The 19,970-nt window shown below is 61.8% G+C and carries 16 protein-coding genes; 8 read left to right on the plus strand and 8 right to left on the minus strand.

Going from position 1 to position 19,970, the window contains the following annotated elements:
* Positions 1-30 precede the first annotated feature (30 nt).
* Positions 31-492, minus strand: a complete 462-nt coding sequence (locus VWZ85_RS11200; protein ID WP_374015281.1) for a hypothetical protein — start codon at positions 490-492, stop codon at positions 31-33.
* Positions 493-621: 129 nt separating this feature from the next.
* On the opposite strand from VWZ85_RS11200, the gene trkA reads away from it, so the two are divergent.
* The 4 genes from trkA (at position 622) to hflX (ending at position 5,186) form a co-directional block, all read left to right on the plus strand.
* Positions 622-1,998 (plus strand): Trk system potassium transporter TrkA, encoded by a 1,377-nt coding sequence (trkA, locus tag VWZ85_RS11205; RefSeq protein ID WP_340545497.1) that lies wholly within the window; start codon positions 622-624, stop codon positions 1,996-1,998.
* Position 1,999: 1 nt separating this feature from the next.
* Positions 2,000-3,547 (plus strand): TrkH family potassium uptake protein, encoded by a 1,548-nt coding sequence (locus VWZ85_RS11210; RefSeq protein WP_340546316.1) that lies wholly within the window; start codon positions 2,000-2,002, stop codon positions 3,545-3,547.
* 128 nt (positions 3,548-3,675) lie between these two features.
* Positions 3,676-3,915: an RNA chaperone Hfq gene (gene hfq, locus VWZ85_RS11215; protein WP_008204623.1), complete on the plus strand. Its 240-nt coding sequence runs from the start codon at positions 3,676-3,678 to the stop codon at positions 3,913-3,915.
* A complete protein-coding gene (gene hflX / locus VWZ85_RS11220) occupies positions 3,915-5,186 on the plus strand; it encodes a GTPase HflX (RefSeq protein ID WP_416588296.1) in 1,272 nt (423 codons plus the stop codon). Before hfq ends, hflX begins: the two co-directional genes overlap by 1 nt.
* 104 nt (positions 5,187-5,290) lie before the next feature.
* On the opposite strand, the gene VWZ85_RS11225 is transcribed toward hflX, so the two are convergent.
* Positions 5,291-7,780, minus strand: coding sequence for a penicillin acylase family protein (locus tag VWZ85_RS11225; protein ID WP_416588298.1), 2,490 nt, complete (start codon positions 7,778-7,780; stop codon positions 5,291-5,293).
* Positions 7,781-7,916: 136 nt separating this feature from the next.
* Between VWZ85_RS11225 and VWZ85_RS11230 the strand changes: the two genes are divergently transcribed.
* Positions 7,917-8,789 carry an NAD(P)-dependent oxidoreductase gene (locus VWZ85_RS11230; protein ID WP_416553169.1) on the plus strand — a complete coding sequence of 291 codons (873 nt, stop codon included), beginning with the start codon at positions 7,917-7,919 and terminating at the stop codon, positions 8,787-8,789.
* A 161-nt stretch (positions 8,790-8,950) separates the two neighbouring features.
* Here the strand turns inward: VWZ85_RS11230 and VWZ85_RS11235 are convergent, their stop codons facing one another.
* Complete coding sequence (locus VWZ85_RS11235) at positions 8,951-9,526, minus strand: YSC84-related protein (RefSeq protein WP_340545501.1); 576 nt, start codon at positions 9,524-9,526, stop codon at positions 8,951-8,953.
* A 217-nt stretch (positions 9,527-9,743) separates the two neighbouring features.
* A complete protein-coding gene (gene hemB, locus VWZ85_RS11240; RefSeq protein ID WP_340545502.1) occupies positions 9,744-10,742 on the minus strand; it encodes a porphobilinogen synthase in 999 nt (332 codons plus the stop codon).
* Positions 10,743-10,943: 201 nt separating this feature from the next.
* Here hemB and VWZ85_RS11245 point away from each other — a divergent pair, with 201 nt between their 5' ends.
* The gene (locus VWZ85_RS11245; RefSeq protein ID WP_340545503.1) at positions 10,944-11,468 is read left to right on the plus strand and encodes a component of SufBCD complex; all 525 of its coding nucleotides are present in this window, start codon (positions 10,944-10,946) and stop codon (positions 11,466-11,468) included.
* A 34-nt stretch (positions 11,469-11,502) separates the two neighbouring features.
* Entirely contained in the window at positions 11,503-14,964 is a 3,462-nt protein-coding gene (gene mfd, locus VWZ85_RS11250; RefSeq protein ID WP_416588301.1) for a transcription-repair coupling factor, read from the plus strand.
* Between the two features lie 92 nt (positions 14,965-15,056).
* Here the strand turns inward: mfd and VWZ85_RS11255 are convergent, their stop codons facing one another.
* The 3 genes from VWZ85_RS11255 to VWZ85_RS11265 all read right to left on the minus strand — a co-directional run bounded on the left by VWZ85_RS11255 (position 15,057) and on the right by VWZ85_RS11265 (position 18,780).
* The gene (locus tag VWZ85_RS11255) at positions 15,057-16,280 is read right to left on the minus strand and encodes an MFS transporter (protein WP_416588303.1); all 1,224 of its coding nucleotides are present in this window, start codon (positions 16,278-16,280) and stop codon (positions 15,057-15,059) included.
* A 221-nt stretch (positions 16,281-16,501) separates the two neighbouring features.
* Positions 16,502-17,173, minus strand: coding sequence for a DsbA family oxidoreductase (locus VWZ85_RS11260; protein ID WP_416588305.1), 672 nt, complete (start codon positions 17,171-17,173; stop codon positions 16,502-16,504).
* On the minus strand, positions 17,170-18,780 hold the full coding sequence (locus VWZ85_RS11265) for a class I adenylate-forming enzyme family protein (protein ID WP_416588308.1): 1,611 nt from the start codon (positions 18,778-18,780) through the stop codon (positions 17,170-17,172). Before VWZ85_RS11265 ends, VWZ85_RS11260 begins: the two co-directional genes overlap by 4 nt.
* A 65-nt stretch (positions 18,781-18,845) precedes the next feature.
* Between VWZ85_RS11265 and VWZ85_RS11270 the strand changes: the two genes are divergently transcribed.
* The gene (locus VWZ85_RS11270) at positions 18,846-19,469 is read left to right on the plus strand and encodes a helix-turn-helix domain-containing protein (RefSeq protein ID WP_340545508.1); all 624 of its coding nucleotides are present in this window, start codon (positions 18,846-18,848) and stop codon (positions 19,467-19,469) included.
* Between the two features lie 145 nt (positions 19,470-19,614).
* Here VWZ85_RS11270 and VWZ85_RS11275 read toward each other — a convergent pair whose 3' ends face one another.
* Complete coding sequence (locus tag VWZ85_RS11275) at positions 19,615-19,845, minus strand: hypothetical protein (protein ID WP_014874610.1); 231 nt, start codon at positions 19,843-19,845, stop codon at positions 19,615-19,617.
* Positions 19,846-19,970: the final 125 nt, after the last annotated feature.

The raw sequence follows: 19,970 nt of genomic DNA on the forward strand, positions 1-19,970 counted from the left end.
ACTGAAAGCTCGGTACGCCGTGGTTGAGCCTTAGGGCGTCGTCGCCACAATCTGTGGCGACTGACCACGGCGTTCGATCGCACAGGAGGTCTGGCTGAGTTGAGGTAGGGTTGCGGCGCGCCGCGCCCCGACGGCATCCGCCACCGACTGCGGGCAGCGTTTTACGGCGATGTTTTCGTAGCCCTTCGCGGCCATGCAGGACCGCTCGACCCGCTGGCGCAGATCGGCGTTTACGTCCACGGTATAGATGCCGCCATCCTCCCAATAGCCGGCCCGGTGATAGCAACGCCCGTTGCGGCAAACCTCGCCACCGGGGCGAAAGATCGGCGGGTGCTGGCGGATCTGGGTGGCCACCGGGGCGTCGCGCAGGGCGCTGACCTCGCAGGCGAGGAGATCCGCATCGCGCCGGGCTACATCCGCACCGGCGCGGTAATAGACCGGAACCGGGCCACAGGCCGCCAGCGCTGATGTCACCAGCAGTGCGGCAAGCATATGATTTCTTATGGACATCCTTTGATTGTGCGCCAGAACGGGCGGTAAGACAATTGAATTGACCGTTCCGGCGGCTTCTGTCATTCAAAACGCGCGATTTCGCGCAGCAGCGCCCTGAGGAACAAGCACATGAAGGTTATTATCTGTGGCGCAGGTCAGGTCGGCTGGCAAATCGCCCGGCACCTGTCGGGGGAGCACAATGACGTGACCGTGGTGGACAACAATCCCGATCTGGTGCGCCGCGCGACGGATACGCTGGATGTGCAGGGGATTGCCGGCTTTGCCTCCTACCCGGACGTGCTGACCCGCGCCGGTGCCCGTGACGCAGACATGATCATTGCGGCCACACATTCGGATGAGGTCAATATGGTCACCTGCCAGGTGGCTCATTCGGTCTTTTCGATCCAGCGCAAGATCGCGCGACTGCGCTCAAAAAGCTATCTCGAAGCGATTTATTCGGATCTCTACCGCCGCGACCACCTGCCGATTGATGTGGTGATCAGCCCCGAGCGCGAGGTGGCAGCGGCGGCGATGCAGCGTCTTTCGGCGCCTGCCGCCTTTGATACAGAGATGTTCATGGACGGCAAAGCGCAGCTGCTGGGGGTTCAGATTGACGAGGACTGTCCGGTGGTCAACACGCCGCTGCGACAGCTGACGGATCTGTTTTCGACGCTGCGGGCCATCGTTGTGGGCATTCGCCGCGATGGCACCCTGTTTGCGCCAGAGCCGGGGGATCAGCTGTTTGTGGGGGACAGCGCCTATGTGTTTGCCCATGTTGATGACGTGAGCCGCACGATCGAAGTGTTTGGCAAACAACAGAAACGCCAGGATCGCGTGGTGATCGTTGGCGGCGGCAATGTCGGGCTTGAGGTGGCCAAGGCGCTGGAGGCCCGGACTGGGCGCACCCGTGCCAAGATGATTGAGCGCAACCGCAAATGTGCCGAACGCGCCGCCGAGACGCTGGAGCGAACCATCGTGCTGAACGGCGATGGTCTGGATCGCAGCCTGATGATCGAGGCGGGGATCGACCGGGCCGACGCCATGCTGGCGGTCACCGATGACGACAAGGTCAATATGCTGGCCGCTGTGCGGGCCAAGGCCGAAGGCTGCCCGCTGGCGATTGCACTGATCAACGATCCGACGCTGGTGCCGCTGATGGCGCCGCTGGGGATCGACGCCTATATCAATCCGCGGGCCACAACGGTGAGCTCGATCCTGCGCCACATCCGCTATGGCCGGGTGCGACAGGTCTATTCCATCGGCGATGCCGAGGCCGAGGTGATCGAGGCCGAGGTGATGTCGACCTCTCCCATGGCTGGGCAGATGATCCGCGACATCGCGTTCCCCGAAGGGGTACTGGTCGGCGCCGTTAGCAAGAACGGTAAGGTGATGCGGCCGACCGGTGGAATGCGGATCGAGGAGGGCGATGTGATCGCGCTCTTTGCCATGGCTGCGGATGTGCCGGAGGTTGAGCGCCTGATGCAGGTCTCGATTGACTTCTTCTAACATGGCGCGTCATCGCAAACAGCCGATGGAAAAGACAGGCGGCCTGCTGCGTCTGCCGCTCTTTCTGCTGATCCTGATGGTGGCCGCGCTGGCGATGTGGGTGCCTGCCGTTCACGCGCTGATCCTGGATGATCACCAGACCTCGCGCAGTTTCTTCTATTCCGGTGTGCTGGGATTGATGCTGGTTGTGCTGGTCGGGCTGTCGATGGGCAACCGGATGCCGCGGTACAGCATGCCGGGGCAGCTCACCTCGCTGCTTGCGAGCTTTGCCGTGTTGCCCGCATTCCTGGCGGTTCCGGTACAGGATGCCCTGGGCAACACCAGCTATCTCAACGCCTATTTCGATATGGTCAGCGCGATCACCACCACCGGGGCGGATGTATTTGCCGATCCCAACCGCCTGCCGCCGAGCGTGCATCTGTGGCGGGCCATGGTGGGCTGGCTGGGTGGGCTGCTGATGTGGGTTGCGGCCTCGGCCATTCTGGCGCCGCTGTCGCTGGGGGGATTTGAGGTGACCGCGCGGGGGGAGCCGGGACGCGGCACCGAGACGCCGCTCCATATGCAGCGGGCTGATCCACGTCGCAAACTGGTGGTGGTGACCAAAACCCTGGCGCCGCTCTATGCCGGGCTGACGCTGGTTCTGTGGATCCTGTTGATCATCACGGGCGAGACCGCCCTTGTTGCGCTGGGACATGCGATGTCGGTGCTGGCCACCTCCGGGATCTCGGCGGTGGGCGGGGTGGAAAATGGCGCCAGTGGCATCGCCGGGGAAATGGTGATGTTCCTGTTCATGTTCTTTGCCCTGTCTCGGCTGACGTTTTCGACCGATACGGTGACCAGCGGCCATAGCCGGTTGGATCGCGACCCGGAGTTCCGCATCGGCCTGCTGATCGTCTTTGGCGTGCCTCTGCTGTTGTTCCTGCGCCATTGGATCGCCAGTTTTGATGTCGCAACCACCAGTGATCTGATGCAGGGGCTGCACTCATGGTGGGGGGCAACTTTTACCGTGCTGTCGTTCCTGTCGACCACCGGGTTCGAGAGCGCCGACTGGGAAACCGCCCGCCAATGGTCGGGGCTGGATACGCCGGGCATGATCCTACTGGGGCTTGCGGTGATCGGCGGCGGCGTCGCCACCACGGCAGGCGGGGTGAAACTGCTGCGGGTCTATGCGCTTTATCTGAACGGCTTGCGCGAGATGGAACGGCTGGTGCATCCGTCCTCCGTCAGCAACGAGGGCAAGGGCAATCGGCGACTGCAACGCAACGGGGCTTTTGTTGCCTGGGTGTTCTTCATGCTGTTTGCGCTGTCACTGGCGGTGATCAGCATCAGCCTGGCCGCAGTTGGTTCGGATTTCGAACAGGCGCTGATCCTGACCATTGCGACCCTGTCCACAACCGGCCCGCTGACCGAGGTCGCAGGATCCGAACCCATCGCACTGATCCATCTGACAGCCAGCGCAAAACTGATCCTGTGCTTTGCCATGGTGTTGGGACGGCTGGAAACATTGGCGATCATTGCCCTTATGACACCAAACCTCTGGCGCAGCTGATCAATCATGGTTACCGTGGACGTCATATGAGTAATTTTCGGGTGGAAACTCCGACTATCTGCGTTCATAGTATTCATTAACGGGGCGCTGGTCCGCAGCGCGACAAGAACAAAGGCGAGATAATAATAATGGCTTCGGACAGACAGAATCTTCAGGATGCCTTCCTGAACCACGTTCGTAAAACCAAGGTTCCGGTCACCATCTTTCTGATCAACGGCGTAAAGTTGCAGGGTGTGATCACATGGTTTGACAATTTCTGTGTCCTGCTGCGTCGGGACGGGCAGTCGCAACTGGTTTACAAACACGCCATCTCGACGATCATGCCTGCCCAGCCGATCAGCCTGTATGAAGGTGAAGACGCCTCTTGATGGAGCATGACCGGACGCCCACCCGTGCCTGGGTGGTGCATCCCGATATCAAATCAGACCGCGATCGCCGCGATGCGGTGTCCGCCCTTGCTGAGGGCGTGTCATTGGCCGAGGCTCTGCCCGACATCGAGGTGATCGGATCGGACGTCGTGCGCCTGCCAAAGGCGCATGCGGGGATGCTGTTTGGATCCGGGAAAATCGAAGAGCTGAAGGCGATGTTCCAGGCCGAAGAGGTGGAGCTGGTCCTGATCGACGGCCCGGTGTCGCCGGTTCAGCAGCGCAATCTTGAGAAGGCCTGGAAGGTCAAAATCCTTGACCGGACCGGGCTGATCCTCGAGATCTTCTCGGACCGGGCGCGCACCCGTGAGGGGGTGTTGCAGGTTGAAATGGCGGCACTCAGCTATCAGCGCACGCGACTGGTGCGGGCCTGGACCCACCTGGAGCGGCAGCGTGGCGGATTGGGATTTGTCGGCGGACCCGGCGAAACCCAGATCGAGGCCGACAGGCGCGCCATTGACGAGCAGCTCGTTCGGCTTCGTCGGCAGTTGGACAAGGTGGTGAAAACCCGGACGCTGCATCGCGCAGCACGGGCCAAGATTCCCTATCCGATTGTGGCGCTGGTGGGCTATACCAACGCCGGAAAATCGACGCTTTTCAACCGGCTGACCGGTGCCGAGGTGATGGCAAAGGACATGCTTTTTGCAACGCTGGATCCGACCATGCGCCGGGTTGAGCTGCCGGATGGGCCGGAAATCATCCTGTCGGATACGGTTGGGTTTATTTCTGATCTGCCGACCGAGCTTGTTGCTGCGTTCCGGGCAACGCTGGAAGAGGTGCTGGCCGCCGATGTGGTCGTGCATGTACGCGATATCAGCCATGACGAGACCCAGAACCAGGCGGCGGATGTCGAGAGCATTCTGACCTCGCTCGGGGTTGATGACAGCCGTGCGCGGATTGAGGTCTGGAACAAGCTTGATCTTCTGGATGAGGAAGAGGCCGAGGCCCGCCGCCAGCGCGCTGAGCGTGAAGATGGCATTCATGCCATCTCTGCGATCACCGGCGAGGGGCTGGATGGGCTGTTGGCGGATATCACCGACAAGCTGCGGCTGATCCGGCATGAGGATGATATCACCCTGACATTTGCGCAAGGAAAGCAGCGTGCCTGGTTGTTTGAACAGGATGTTGTGCAAAGCGAAACCCAGACCGATACCGGGTTTGAACTGACTGTTCTGTGGACCGAGACACAGAAGAATCGCTTCGCGGCGCTCTGATCAGATCGCGCAGTTCGTCTAGAAAATACCCCGCAACCGGACCGGTTGCGGGGTATTTTGTTTTGAAACAGATACGTTTAGCTACGGGCGCCGGATCGCCCGCCTCATTCCGCGGGGGCCGCGGGGATCAGCCGGGTGATACCAACGGCTGCTGCCCGGGCCAAATCCTCGTCCAGTGACATCGGGATATATTCGCCGCGCCGCCAGAGCTGGGACATGTCGTCGTAGTGCCGCGACAGGAAATGGCCGGATTGGCCGGTGGCGGTGATGAAAACGGAGCTGTCAGGATCGGCAAAATCATAGACCCCCCGATAGCCGGCGGCGTGAACGTTGCTGAACGGGTGCTCGCCTTTGCCGGAGGTGAGCCCGCGTTGCAGCGTGTTGTCGCCGCCGCTGGTGGACTGACGGATGTTTACAAAAACCCGCAGCAGGGGCACCTCGCCCAGCACTTCGTGGTTCTGGGTGGCCTGATGGGCATCGCCCCAGCGCAAGGATTCCAATGCGGTCCCATAGGTTTCTTCGATCCAGATCAGTGCATCATCAAGGGCCAGGCGGGCCAATTCGGTGCAGCTCTCTGTAGGTGCGCTTTGGCGGATATCGCACCAGACCGAGGCGCCTTCGACATCGCGGAAGACCCGTTCAAGGAACAGCGGGTCGACCTGCGTGAACTCAGCAGCCAGCGGGCCGAGATCGTCGGTGATCAGGCGTTTCTGCAAAGCCCGAACCCAGGCGGCATAGATCAGCGGTTCCGGCAGATGTTCGTTCATCTCACCGTTCCACTCTGACAGCAGGGTCAGGGCGATCTGGCGCTGACGTTCGCGGGTACCCTCGGGGGCGGCCTCTCCCGTGAACCACAGATCGGCACCAATCAGCGGCAGCAGGGTGCGCGCGGTATAGGACACGGTGTCGAGCTGTGCCTCGATAAAGCTGTCACGGGTATGGACCTGGCGGTCCTGCATCAGCTTTTTCCAGCGGTTGATCCGCTGGGTATCCCCCCAGGTGTAGGACACATGGTTGGGGAAGGGGCGGTCCAGTAGCTTGTTGTTGGTATTGCCGAGAATGCCGCCGATGGGCGAGACAAATTCCGGGTTGGCGGCATAGGGTGCGCGGCCCTGCCACTGGTTCTCGGGGCGCCAGCCCTGGCTCGGCATCCGGCCCTGGCTTTGGTGCCGTGCGTCGCGCTGCGGTATGGCGCCCACGGTTTTGAGCGCGACCGTGGTCCTGTCGGCAAGGGTCAGGTTCTGCGAGGGGGCGAAATAGCCTTCGCCGATTTCGATCGCCTCTGCGACCGTATTGGCCCGCATCAGCTCGAGTGCGGCGCTCATCGAGGTGTCTTGCGCACTAAGGCCGGTCCAGCCGAGGCTGACCACATGACCGGGCGGTGTGATCGACGCAAGATCGAACAGCGAGCGGGGCAGCACCGGGCCATTGTCGGTCCAGCGCAGGGTCAGGGTGACCGGCGTCTCATCCTTGATATTGATGATCGAAGGGCGGCTGGTGAACCGCTTGAAGCCGTCGGCGGTCTTGTATTCCTCGGGATTGTCCGGGTTCAGCTGTTCGATGAACAGATCCTGATCATCCATATAAGAGGAGGTCACCCCCCAGCCGAGCAAGTCCGAGCGGCCGGAGATCACAGCGGGAATGCCGGGAATGGTGGCGCCGATGACACCGCCGGTGCCGAGTTCCAGCCGCGCCAGATACCACAGACCGGGTGCCGTCAGCTCCAGATGCGGATCATTGGCCAGCAGCGAACCGCCCGCCGCCGACCGGCTGGGTGCCGCAGCCCAGGCGTTGGAGGCGCCGGCCAGCCCGCGCGGCGCAATCGGCATGAAGGGCAGCGTCTGGCTGCCATCGGTGATGGTGCTGGCATGACGGGGCAGCTGGGGAAACAGCGCGGCATATTCCGGCAGGGCCGCCACGCCATTGCCGGGGGCATCGGGCAGGATGTCCTTCAGTCGGCTGGGATCCGGCAGCGCCAGAGAGGTACGGGCGCGTAGGATTTCCTCCTGCATGTGCCCTGATAGCTTGAGGCCCATCAGTTTCATAACCGCGATACTGTCGGCGGGCTGCCAGGGCGCCATGGGCACATTGAACAGGAACATCTCAGGTGCGCCGCGCCCCAGCGCATCCTCGTTGATCTCTTGCAGCCGGGCATTGACCCCTGCGGAATAGGCGCGCAGGGCGGTCATCGTCTCAGGCGTCTGCGCGGCGACCGACTGCTGCGCCAGCCGGTAGATGTCCAGCCGCCGGATCAGCGTGTCGACCTGTACGGTGCGGCTGCCAAAGATCTCCGACAGGCGGCCCATGGCGGTGCGGCGCAGGGTGGTCATCTGCCACAGGCGATCCTGCGCATGGGCATAGCCGAGACCGAAATAGACATCTTCATCGCTGGCGCCATAGCTGCCGAAAATATGCGGCACATTGGCATTGTCACGCACGATCTCCACCGGTGCGAGGAGGCCGGGCAGGGTGATCTCCTTGTCGTAGTCGGGCAGGGATTGCGCGGCGAGGAAATAGACCAGACCAAGCCCCATCACCAGAAGCAGAATCAAAGCGGCGGCAAGGCGCAGGAGCCAGCGAAAGAGAAGTCCCATCGGTGGTGCGTTTCCTCAGGTTTTTGGCGTTATTGGCCCGGTTATGGCGCAGATTGTCGCCCTCGCAGATTGCACCGGGCGGCGCGGCTGCTAGGGTGGCGCCAACATAGGACAAGACGCATCAGGGGGAAAGCAGATGGCGAAGATTGCATTCTTGGGTTTGGGAGTGATGGGCTATCCGATGGCCGGTCATCTGGTGGCCGCCGGTCACGAGGTCACAGTGTATAATCGCACTGCGGCCAAGGCAGAGGCTTGGGCCAAGGAACATGGTGGCCGCGCCGCCGCAACGCCGCGTGCGGCCGCGGCAGGGGCTGAGTTCGTGATGGCCTGCGTTGGCAATGACGATGATCTGCGCAGCGTCTGCTTGGGCGATGACGGTGCCTTTGGCGGCATGGACGCGGGGGCGATCTTTGTCGATCACACCACCGTATCGGCGAAGGTCACGCGCGACTTATATGGCGCTGCGGCGGATCTGGATCTGGCTTTTGTCGATGCGCCGATCTCCGGCGGACAGGCGGGGGCGGAGAATGGCGTGCTCTCGGTCATGTGCGGCGGCGATCAGGCCGCCTATGACAAGGCAGAGCCGATCATCGGCGCCTATGCGCGGATCTGCCGCCGGATCGGCGACAGCGGCGCTGGCCAGATGACCAAGATGTGCAACCAGATTGCCATCGCCGGGCTGGTTCAGGGGCTGAGCGAGGCGCTGCATTTCGCCGAGAAGGCGGGGCTGGATGGTCGGGCTGTGGTGGAAGTGATCAGCCAGGGCGCGGCAGGCAGCTGGCAGATGGTCAATCGGCATGAGACCATGCTGGACGATCACTTCGAGCATGGGTTTGCGGTCGATTGGATGCGCAAGGATCTGGGCATTTGTCTGGATGCGGCGGAGGAAACCGGCGCGAGCCTGCCGGTTACGGCGCTGGTCGATCAGTTCTACAAGGATGTCCAGAAATTGGGCGGCGGCCGCTGGGACACCTCCAGCCTGTTCAAACGCCTGAAGGCCTTTGAGTAGGTCGGTATGAAAATGGCCTTTCCTGATGGAAAGGCCATGCCTCCGGCGGGGATATTTCGGGCCAGAAGATAGGCAGCCGCGCGACGGTCGAAACCCAGTTTCATGCCGCGCGCGTTGCCAGCTTGGCTGATCCGCTCCGCCGGGGCGCGCACGGGCAGGGATCAGGGGATAATGCGGGTGTATTTGGTGCCTTCCAGGGTGGCGCCAAGACGCAGCCCTGCCTGTCCGAAGACCGCTGCCAGGATAGGGCTGTTCAGCGTATTGGTATCGGCGGCCAGCGAGTCGCCTTCGTCGCGGATCACATATTCCAGATCGGCGCCCGCGGCCCAGCCGGAGGAGCGGCGGAAGTTCGACAGTGCTTCCTGGGTCATGAAGAACAGCACATGAGCGTATTGCTGTGCGCCGATCTGCAGGCCTGCATTCCCCTTTACGGTGGAATAATAATCCACCGTTACGCCGTCGATGCGCAGCGCGCCGCGACCGAAGGCACCGCCGACAAGGAAGCCTGCCTCGGTCACCAGTGGCATCACCAGCATGCCGGTTGATTTTTCGGCCAGTGCGACGGCGCCGGGGTATTGGCTGTACATCTGGCTGAGAGTTGCATCGACGCGGGCGTCGATCTTGCTGGCATTGCTGTTGCCGATGCCATTGCCGCAGGCGGCGGTGACACCGGCACCGGCGAGGGCGCCAAGCGCAAAACCGCGCCGGGTCAAACGGGAAGAATAAGAGCTGCTCATCTTGTTTGCCTGTTTTCTGGGGCCGGCGCCGCGCGGGCTGTCATTTCGGCCTGTCACTGTTCAGTTGCGGCCAGTTCTCTGGCTCTGTGGCATGGTATACGCGGAAAGCTGCCGTCTGTCATCACTGCGACCGCCGCAATCAGCGGCTTCCTGCCGTCAATTTTAGGCGATCCGCTGCCCGCGCAATGCACGAAAGCAGCCACCGGTCCGATGCGGATCAGCCGTTCAGCAGCCGCGCCGCAGCCGGGGCGTAATAGCTCAGCACGCCATCGCAGCCCGCCCGTTTGAAGGCCATGAGGCTTTCCATCATGATGCGTTCGCCGTCGATCCAGCCATTCTGCGCAGCGGCCTCGATCATCGCGTATTCGCCGGAGACCTGATAGGCAAAGGTGGGCGCGCCAAAGGTGGATTTCACCCGCTGACAGATGTCGAGATAGGCCAGCCCCGGTTTGATCATCACCATATCGGCGCCTTCGCTCAGATCGCGTTCGATCATACGCAGCGCCTCATCGGTATTGCCCGGGTCCATTTGATAGGTCTTCTTATCCCCCTTTAGCGCGCCGGAGGCGCCGACGGCATCGCGAAAGGGTCCGTAGAATGCGGAGGCGTATTTGGCCGCATAGGACAGGATGGTGACATTGCGGTGGCCCGCCGCTTCAAGCGCGCGGCGCATGGCGCCGATGCGACCATCCATCATGTCGGAGGGGCCAATGATATCGGCACCGGCATCGGCCTGGGCCACCGTCATCTTAACCAGCGCCTCGACGGTTTCGTCGTTGACGATTTCACCATCGACGACATAGCCGTCATGGCCGTTGATATTATAGGGATCCAGCGCCACATCGGTCATCACCGCTATATCCGGTGCGGCGGATTTGATGGCGCGGATGGCGCGGTTGACCAGATTGTCGGGGCTCCAGGCTTCTGCGCAATCCTCGGTCTTGAGCGCAGGGTCGGTATAGGGAAACAGACAGATCGCCGGAATACCAAGCGCCTGCGCCTCGACGGCGGCTTCGGCCACCTTGTCGATGCTGCGCCGGGTGACACCAGGCATGGAGGGGATCGGCTCTTCGATCGCCTCGCCGTCGCGGACAAAAACCGGCCAGATCAGATCGTCGCTGGTCAAGGTGGTTTCACGCACCAGATTGCGCAGGGCAGAGGTGCTGCGCAGCCGGCGTGGACGGGCAGCGGGAAATGGGGCGACGGTCGGCTTCATCGGGTCCTCGCAGGTCTTTGGCGCGACCGGGGGCGGTCGCGGTGGTCTCCCTTTGGGTCGCATGGAATGACGGCGGCGACAAGTGACAGATTCGCCGCGCCAAATGTCCCCATCTTATGGCGGCGCGGGGCCACCCCTTGTGCCAGGGCGCCGCGCGGGGGATATAGGAGCGCAAAGACTGGACGAGAGAAGGGCCGCGCAGTGGATCTGTTTCATACCTTGACCGAGCTGATTGATCTGCGGTCCTTTTCCAACCTGTGGTATTGGATCGCGCTGGCCGTTGTTTGGTCCTCTGCCAGCCATTGGGTGATGGGAGTGCCGTTTGACATGGTGTACCGCGCCCGCAAGCAAGGTGGACAGGCAGCGCTGGATCTGGAGGCGATTGCGCGGGTCAATGTGAACCGGATGATGTATATCACCGATGTATCGGGCCACTGGGTACTGGGCATGACCTGTTTTGTGCTCGCCATGCTGGGGATGCTGGGGTTTTACTACGGTGTTGAATTTGCCCAGGCCGTGTTCCTGCTGGCCTTTCCCATGGGGTTTGTCGGCCTAATTAACTGGAACTCCGCACGCCGGATCCACCGCGAAGGGCTGGCCGGGGAAACCCTGATCCGGCAGCTGACCCTCAGCCGACTGTTCATTCAGCTGGTGGGGATGGTGGCGATTTTTGTCACCGCGCTCTGGGGCATGTATCAGAACCTTCAAATCGGGTTCCTCGGCTAATCGCCTGCGGGCAGACGACGAAAGAGAGACGTAGATGGCGCAACGGGCAATCACCGCGGGCGGCGCACCAGAGGGTTTTGATGCGCGGCTGATCCTGAAAGAGGCGGCCAGCAGCAATGGTCCTGTCCTGCATGTGGCGCGCGACGACAAGCGGATGGAAGCGACCCGGGCGGCGCTGGCTTTTTTTGCGCCCGACATGCCGGTGATCAGCTTTCCGGGCTGGGATTGCCTGCCTTATGACCGTGTGTCGCCCAATGCAGATATTGCCGCGGCCCGGATGGCGACGCTGGCGGCGCTTGTGCATCAGATGCCGGGGCAATTTGTGCTGCTCACCACGCTGAATGCGGCGACCCAGCGGGTGCCTGCACGACAGGTTCTGAAGGATTCCGCCTTTACCGCCGAAGTGGACCGTCGCATCGACGAAGAGGCGCTGCGCAGCTACCTCACACGGATGGGATTCACCAAGAGCCCGACGGTGATGGAGCCGGGAGATTTTGCGGTGCGGGGCGGTATCATTGATATCTATCCGCCGGGACACAGCGGCCCGGTGCGGCTGGATCTTTTTGGGGATGTGCTGGATGGGGCCCGGCGGTTTGATCCCGCCACCCAGCGGACCACTGAAAAGCTGAGCGTGGTTGAATTGGCGCCGGTTTCCGAGGTGATCCTTGATGAGGCGGCGGTGACCCGGTTTCGGCAGAACTACCGGATTGAGTTTGGCGCAGCGGGCACCGATGATCCGCTTTACGAGGCGGTTTCAGCCGGGCGAAAATACCAGGGCATCGAGCATTGGTTGCCGTTCTTTCATGAGCGGTTGGAAACGCTGTTTGACTATCTGCCGTCAGCCACGGTGACATTGGACGATCAGGTGACACCGGCTCGGTTGGCGCGTTGGGACAGCATCGCGGACCAATATGAGACGCGCAAGATCGCGATGGCGCAGAAGGGGCGGATGGATACCGTCTATAAACCGGTGCCGCCGGGGCTGCTGTATCTGGATGATGCCGCTTGGGAGGCCGCGATCGCGGATCACCGGGTGATCCAGTTCCATCCGCTGCCACAGGCCAGCGGGCCGGGGGTGATTGATGCCGGTGGGCGGATCGGACGCAATTTCTCGCCGGAGCGACAGCTGGAAAATGTGAGCTTGTTCAGTGCGCTGGCAGATCATATTAAAGCGCGTTTGCAGGTGGGTCCGGTGGTTGTTGCCTCTTATTCAGAGGGCGCCCGAGAGCGTTTGACCGGCCTGATCGAGGATGAGGGCCTGGCCGAGGTGATCGCGATCCGCGATGGCACCCGGATCGGCAAATCTGGGTTGCATCTGGCGGTCTGGGCGCTGGAGCACGGGTTCGAGACCGCCGATCTGACGGTGATTTCCGAACAGGATGTGCTGGGTGACCGGCTGATCCGCGCGCCCAAGAAGCGGCGCAAGGCCGAGAATTTCCTCACCGAAACCCAATCGCTCAGCCCGGGTGATCTGGTGGTGCATGTGGACCATGGGATTGGCCGCTACAAGGGTCTGGAGGTGGTGACCGCCGCTGGCGCGGCGCATGAGTGTATTCTGCTGGAATATGCAGAACAATCAAAGCTGTACCTGCCAGTCGAAAACATTGAACTGCTGTCCAAATACGGCCACGATGAGGGGCTTCTGGATCGGCTCGGCGGCGGTGCCTGGCAGGCCAAGAAGGCCAAGCTAAAGGAACGCATCCGCGAGATGGCGGATCGGCTGATCCGTGTGGCCGCAGAACGGGCGCTGCGCAAGGCGCCGATGATGGATCCGCCGCCGCACGCCTGGGAGGAATTCTCCGCCCGTTTCCCTTATCAGGAGACCGACGACCAGCTGCGTGCCATTGCCGAGGTGATGGAGGATTTGCAGTCCGGCTCGCCGATGGATCGTCTGATCTGCGGTGACGTTGGATTTGGCAAGACCGAGATTGCGATGCGCGCGGCCTTCATTGCGGCGATGTCCGGTGTGCAGGTGGCTATTGTCGCGCCGACGACGCTGCTTGCCCGTCAACATGCGGCGGCTTTTGCCCAGAGGTTTCGTGGGTTTCCCTTGGAAGTCAGGCAGTTGTCACGCTTTGTTTCAGCAAAGGAAGCGGCGAAAACCCGCGAAGGCATGGCTCGCGGAACGGTTGATATCGTGGTTGGCACCCATGCGCTTTTGGCCAAATCGATCCGGTTTCAGAACCTTGGCCTGCTGATCATCGACGAGGAACAGCATTTCGGGGTCGCGCATAAAGAACGGCTGAAACAGATGCGCAGCGACATTCACGTCCTGACGCTGACCGCGACGCCGATTCCGCGTACGCTTCAGCTGAGCCTCACCGGGGTGCGGGACCTCTCGATCATCGGCACGCCGCCGGTGGACCGTCTGGCGATCCGCACCTATGTCAGCGAGTTTGACGCCGTCACCATCCGCGAGGCGCTACTGCGGGAACATTATCGTGGCGGGCAAAGCTTTTACGTGGTGCCGCGCATCACCGATCTGCCCGATGTCGAGGCCTTCCTGAAGGAGCAGCTGCCCGAGCTGAGCTACGTTATCGCCCACGGCCAGCTGGCCGCCGGGGATCTGGATGACCGGATGAATGCCTTTTACGATGGCAAGTTCGACATTCTGCTGGCGACCACAATCGTGGAGTCCGGCCTCGATATTCCGACCGCCAATACGATGGTCGTGCATCGTGCCGATATGTTTGGTCTGGCGCAGCTCTATCAGATCCGGGGCCGCGTGGGCCGGTCAAAGACGCGCGCCTATGCTTATCTCACGACCAAGCCGCGGGTGCGTCTGACACCCGGAGCCGAGAAACGCCTGCGGGTGCTGGGGTCGCTGGATACGCTGGGCGCGGGGTTCTCTCTGGCGTCACAGGATCTGGACATTCGCGGCGCTGGCAACCTCCTGGGCGAGGAGCAATCCGGCCAGATGCGTGATGTGGGCTATGAGCTTTATCAGTCCATGCTGGAAGAGGCGATTGCCAAGATCAAATCTGGTGAGCTGGAAGGGTTGACCGGCAGCGATGATCAATGGGCGCCGCAGATCAACCTAGGGGTGCCAGTCCTGATCCCAGAGGAGTACGTACCCGATCTGGATGTGCGTTTGGGCCTGTATCGTCGGCTTTCCGACCTTAGTACCAAGGTGGAGCTGGAAGGCTTTGCGGCGGAGCTTATCGACCGTTTCGGTCCGCTGCCGAAGGAGGTCAATACGCTGATGCTTGTGGTGCGGATCAAGGCAATGTGCAAACGCGCTGGCATTGCCAAACTGGACGGCGGGCCCAAGGGGGCAACGATCCAGTTCCACAACGATAAATTCGCATCACCCCAGGGGCTGGTGGACTTCATCCAGGCCCAGGATGGGCTGGCCAAGGTGAAAGACAACAAGATTGTCGTCCGTCGGGACTGGAAGAAAGACGGCGACAAGATCAAAGGTGCCTTTGCCATCGCGCGGGATCTGGCGGAAAAAGTGGTTGCCGAGAAGAAGAAGGCCAGGGCCAAAACCAGCTGATCGGCCTGATCTGATCGGCTTGAAGTGAGAACGTGAAAAAGCCCCTCCAACATTTTGGAGGGGCTTTGTTTTTCATTCTCTTGGGGGCGGGATTATTCGGCTGCGATCCGGTTCTCCACCCGCGCCATATGCAGCATGATGAAAAAGCCCGCGGCGACCATGAGCAGGATCGACCCGGTCAGTGGCGCAATGGAGCCGTCAAACAGAAGCCCGACGGTTGCAGCCGCAGCGGCAGCAAAGACGGTGGAGACCCCCCCGACGATCGAGGCTGCCATACCTGCAATATGACCCATCGGTTCCATCGCCATTGCGTTGAGGTTGCCTAGGGTCAGCCCAGCCATGAAAAAGACGCTTGTCTGCCAGGCCACAAAGAGGCCGAACATCACATCATTCGGCAGGTTCAGCGTGCCCAGGCTCAGCATGATCGCTGACAGCAGGATCTGCCCCCCCAGCGCCCAGGTCACCATGCGCCGCATCCCAAGGCGGACCACAACGGAGGCATTGATCAGGCTGCCAGTGCCAGACATCACGGCAATGAAGCCAAACCAGAAGGGGAAGCTGGCCGCGCGGTCAAAGACCACGTCAAAGATCGGCTGCACCAATGTGATCATGCAAAACAGCATCGCCAGGCACAGGCACTGGACCATCATTGACAGCCGGACGGTCGGGTGCTGGAGCATCTCGGCCACGGCAGCCAGCAGGCTTGGCAGGCGGAACGGACGGCGATTTTCCCGCGGCAGGGGTTCGGGCAGGCGCAGCCCCATCCACAGAATGATGATGATCGCAAATAGCGCAAAGGCCAGGAAGATCGCACGCCAGCTTGTCAGCAGAATAATACCAGCCCCCAGCATCGGCGCGATGGCCGGGACCAGGGTGAAGATCAGCATGGCAATGGACATCATCCGCGCCATTTCCCGGCCGGAATAGAGATCGCGCACGATGGCCAGAGCCACGACACGCGGACCGGCAGCGCCAAGCCCCATGACCACACGGCTGAGCAGCAGCATTTCGATAGAAGAGCTAGCGTAGGCCGCCAGCGCGGCGAGAATATAAAGAGCAGCCGCAGCAAAAATGACCGTCCTGCGCCCAAAGGCATCGGAAAGCGGGCCTGTAAAGAAGGTCCCGATCCCCATGCCAAGCGCGAAGGCGGCAATGACCAGCTGCGCACGGTTGGGGTTGTCAGGGCTGAGCGTCTGACCGATTTCGGGCAGGGCTGGCAGCATGGCGTCGATGGAAAATGCAACGGTTGCGAACATCATCGCAATCAGGGCAATGAACTCAGCTTTTGACATGCTGATGTGAATATCTTTTGTCATTTGAAACCTCTGGTGACACATCAGGAGCCCCGGTAATCGGGCGCTGTCTGGGCGTCACTCTGTCCGCGCTAACATATCCACCGGGATTGGGCCAGAAGCGGGGGCGCACAGTATTATGTGCATCTTTATGCGTCGTAAGCCAGATGCGAAGCGGACCGCCAGAGGTCAGCGATCCAGTTTCATTGTTTTTTATAGTATTTCAGTGTGTTACCGTGCGCCCCTCAGGTCGGCTCCGCATTTGGAGCGGCGTCCTGGTCCAGCTGCGCCTGAATGTCGGCGATAACCTGTTTCCACAGTTCGGGCTGTTGGGCGCCGGGAACGGCGTGCTGATTGGCCACCACAAATGTCGGGACAGATGTGATCCCCATCTTGCGCGAATGGGCATCGCGGCTGCGGATCTCCTCGGCGTCTGTGTCGCCGGACAACAGGCGCAGGGTGACGGCCCGGTCCATGCCGACCGCTTCGGCGATATCGGCGAGGACCTCGGCGTCGCCAATATCCCGCGCTTTGACGAAATAGGCGTCAAACAAAGCATCGACCACGGCGCCCTGTTTGCCTTCGATCCCGGCCCAGTGGATCAGCCGATGGGCGTCCAGCGTGTTGGGGGTGCGCTCCATGGCCTCAAAATTGATCTCCAGACCGGCGGCGCTGGCGTGTTCAACGACCGGGGCATAGGCCCGGACCGCGCCATCCTTGCCGCCGAATTTCGCCTCAAGATAGGCGCGCCGATCCATGCCTTCGTGTGGCATGTCAGGGTTCAGCTGGAACGGATGCCACTCGATGACAAACGGATGATCGCCGACGTCGGCCAGCGCCTTGTCCAGGTGGGTCTTGCCGATATAGCACCAGGGGCAGATCGGGTCGGACAGGATATCCAGCTTAACGAGGCTCATGACGGGGTCCTTTGGTGTCGAATATAGCAATCGGGCAGGGCGCGCCGCAGCAGTTTTCCGTTGGCTCCGCTGGGCAGCGCGTCGAGGCGCAGATAGGCGCGGGGCTGTTTGTATCGTGCCAGCCGGGTCTTGGCAAAAGTCGATAGCGCCTCGGCGGTCACGTCTTTGGCACCGGTGTAGAACGCGACGATAATATGAGTGTCGGGTTTCACCTCGACCGAGGTGACGGCAACCTGTTCCAGATCGGGGTGGGCCATCAGCGCGGCCTCCACCTCCAGCGGGGAGACGCGATAGCCGCCTGCATTCATCACGTCATCGTTGCGACCGAGGTAGCGGATCTGGCCATCTCCCGTCATTTCGCCAAGGTCACCGGTCAGGAACCAGTCGCCCCTATAGCGGTCCCTGGTCGCCTCGGGCGCGTTGACATAGCCCAGCATTAGCCCGGGATCGTGGCGATCAATGGCAATGACGCCGGGGGTGTTGCGGGGGACCGGATTGCCGTCAGGATCGAGGATGGCAACCCGTCGCCCCGGCTGCGGCCACCCCAGGGTATCGCCGACCTCAGCCGCATCGCGATCACGCGCCGGATCCGCGGAGATGAAGGTGGAGCACTCCGACATGCCAAAGGCCTCATAGAGCTGCGTGCCGGTGGTCTGATGCCAGCTCCGAGCCAGTTGGCCCGATAGCTTTTCCCCGGCGCACAGACCATGGCGCAGGGCCGGAAGATCAGGCAACCCGTCAGCCTGCAGCAGCTTGCGATAGACACCGGGCGCGGCGGCAAAGAGGCTGGCGCGATGCTGACGCAACAGCTCCGGCAGCGCGGTCACTGGCGTGCCCTCCGCGGGGATCAGAGCTGTCGCGCCGATACTCCAGGGGTCCATCAGACCGGTGCCGAGGGTGAAGGTCCAGTTGAAGGCCCCGGCATGCAGCAGCCGGTCGTCGGGGCGCAGATCATACCAGTGGCGGATCATCATCTGCCGCGCCCAGATGGCGCGATGGGCATGGGCAACCGCGCGCGGATTTCCGCCGGTCCCGGAGGTATAGACGATATAAGCGGGCCGATCAGGGTCGCCGAGGGGCATCTGAAACCTGTCTTCTGCCGGAGCGTGGCGCTGCATTGCCTCAAGTGAGTCGCGGTCAATCTCGTGGGGATGTGGTACCGACCGAACCTCGGGATCGCGCAGCACAGCGGCGGGAGACAGGTCGTCGATAATACGTGCCACCTCCGGTTCGGTCAGCTGCGATGACGTAGGGACCGGCACCAGACCCACGGCAATGGCGCCCAGATAGGCGATCGGAAAGATCGGCGTATTGCCAAGGCGCAGCAACACCCGGTCGCCGGGTTTCAGACCTTGCGCCAGCAATCCCGTACCGGTTCCACGCACAGCGGCCCGCAGGTTTCCATAGGTCCAGGACTGCACCTGGGGGCTTGGCTGCTGGCCCGGTGACGTCGACGCTTCGGCGGTTGCCTGAACCGCCAGAACCGCAAGTGCCATGGCATCCGCGGCGGCAGGTTGGACCGACCCACGTTGGTAAAGCACGTGGTCAGCCAGATTGAACGGCGCGGGGCAGGGCGCGAAGGGCCCGCTGTCAAACAGGGATTGCATGTCGATTGGCTAACTTGGCAATCCACGCGTTGCAAGATGGCGCGCCCCGGCCTATAGGAAAAAGCATGACCTCTCGTGATCCAAAATCGCTCATCACTATTGCCCGTGCGTCGGGCGAGGCTGCCGAAACCGAGCCGCTGGATCTGGGCGCCCGTGTGCGTGAGCTGCGCAAGGCGCGGGACTGGACATTGGAACATGCGGCCAATCAGGCCGGCCTGGCCCGATCGACCCTGTCAAAGATCGAAAATGGCCAGATGTCACCGACTTACGAGGCGTTGAAGAAGCTTGCCGTCGGGCTTCAGATCTCGGTTCCACAGCTGTTTACGCAGCCGCAGCGGGATCAGGTGAACGGGCGTCTGACGGTCACAAAGACCGGTCAGGGGTCTGCCCATGCGACCACCACCTACGAACATGAACTCTTGGCCGACAGCCTGACGCGCAAGCGGATGCTGCCTTATCGCGCCCGCGTTCGGGCGCGCTCGATGGACGAGTTTGATGGTTGGGTACGCCACGATGGCGAGGAATTCCTATACGTGCTGACCGGCGTCGTGCGGCTCTATACCGAGTTCTATGAACCGATCGAAATGCGGCGCGGTGACAGCGCCTATTACGATGCGGCGATGGGCCATAACGTGATTTCGCTCAGCGACGAAGACGCCAGTATCCTCTGGGTGACATCCCTGTCCTGATCATCGCAGGCGCAGCGGGGGCCGCGCGCGCTGCCGGACCATGCTCAGCCTGATGCAATCAGGATGATTTAGGTTGCAGACGTTCGCGCGCCACCAAGGCAACCGCCATCGCCTGGCGCGTACCTAAGCCATGCGGGATCAGAGATCAGTTCAGCTGATGCTCCAGCTCGCGGTGCAGGCTTTCCGTGTAGAGAAAATCATCCACTTCCTCACGCGCTTCGGTCAGCGTCAGATGGTGCGTTCGGGCGAGATAAGCCACAAACTTATCCTTGTCGTCGAACAGGGATGGGGCCGAGCGAGTTTGCAGATGCGGAAACCGTTGCTTGAGACGGGGCATCCTGTCGAACCAGCTGGCGCGGGCTGTTTGAACAGGCATGGGGGGGTCCCTCCGGGTCAAAATTGCGCGTGGGTATTTATGCTAGCATTTTTTGCAAAAAAAGAAAGTCCGCGTCAGACGTGCTGCGCCCCGGCACGGGGTGGACCGGCCGGGGCGCAGCTATA

It is taken from the genome of Phaeobacter sp. JH20_29 (genome assembly GCF_048056175.1).
Taxonomy (GTDB): Bacteria; Pseudomonadota; Alphaproteobacteria; order Rhodobacterales; family Rhodobacteraceae; genus Phaeobacter; species Phaeobacter bryozoorum.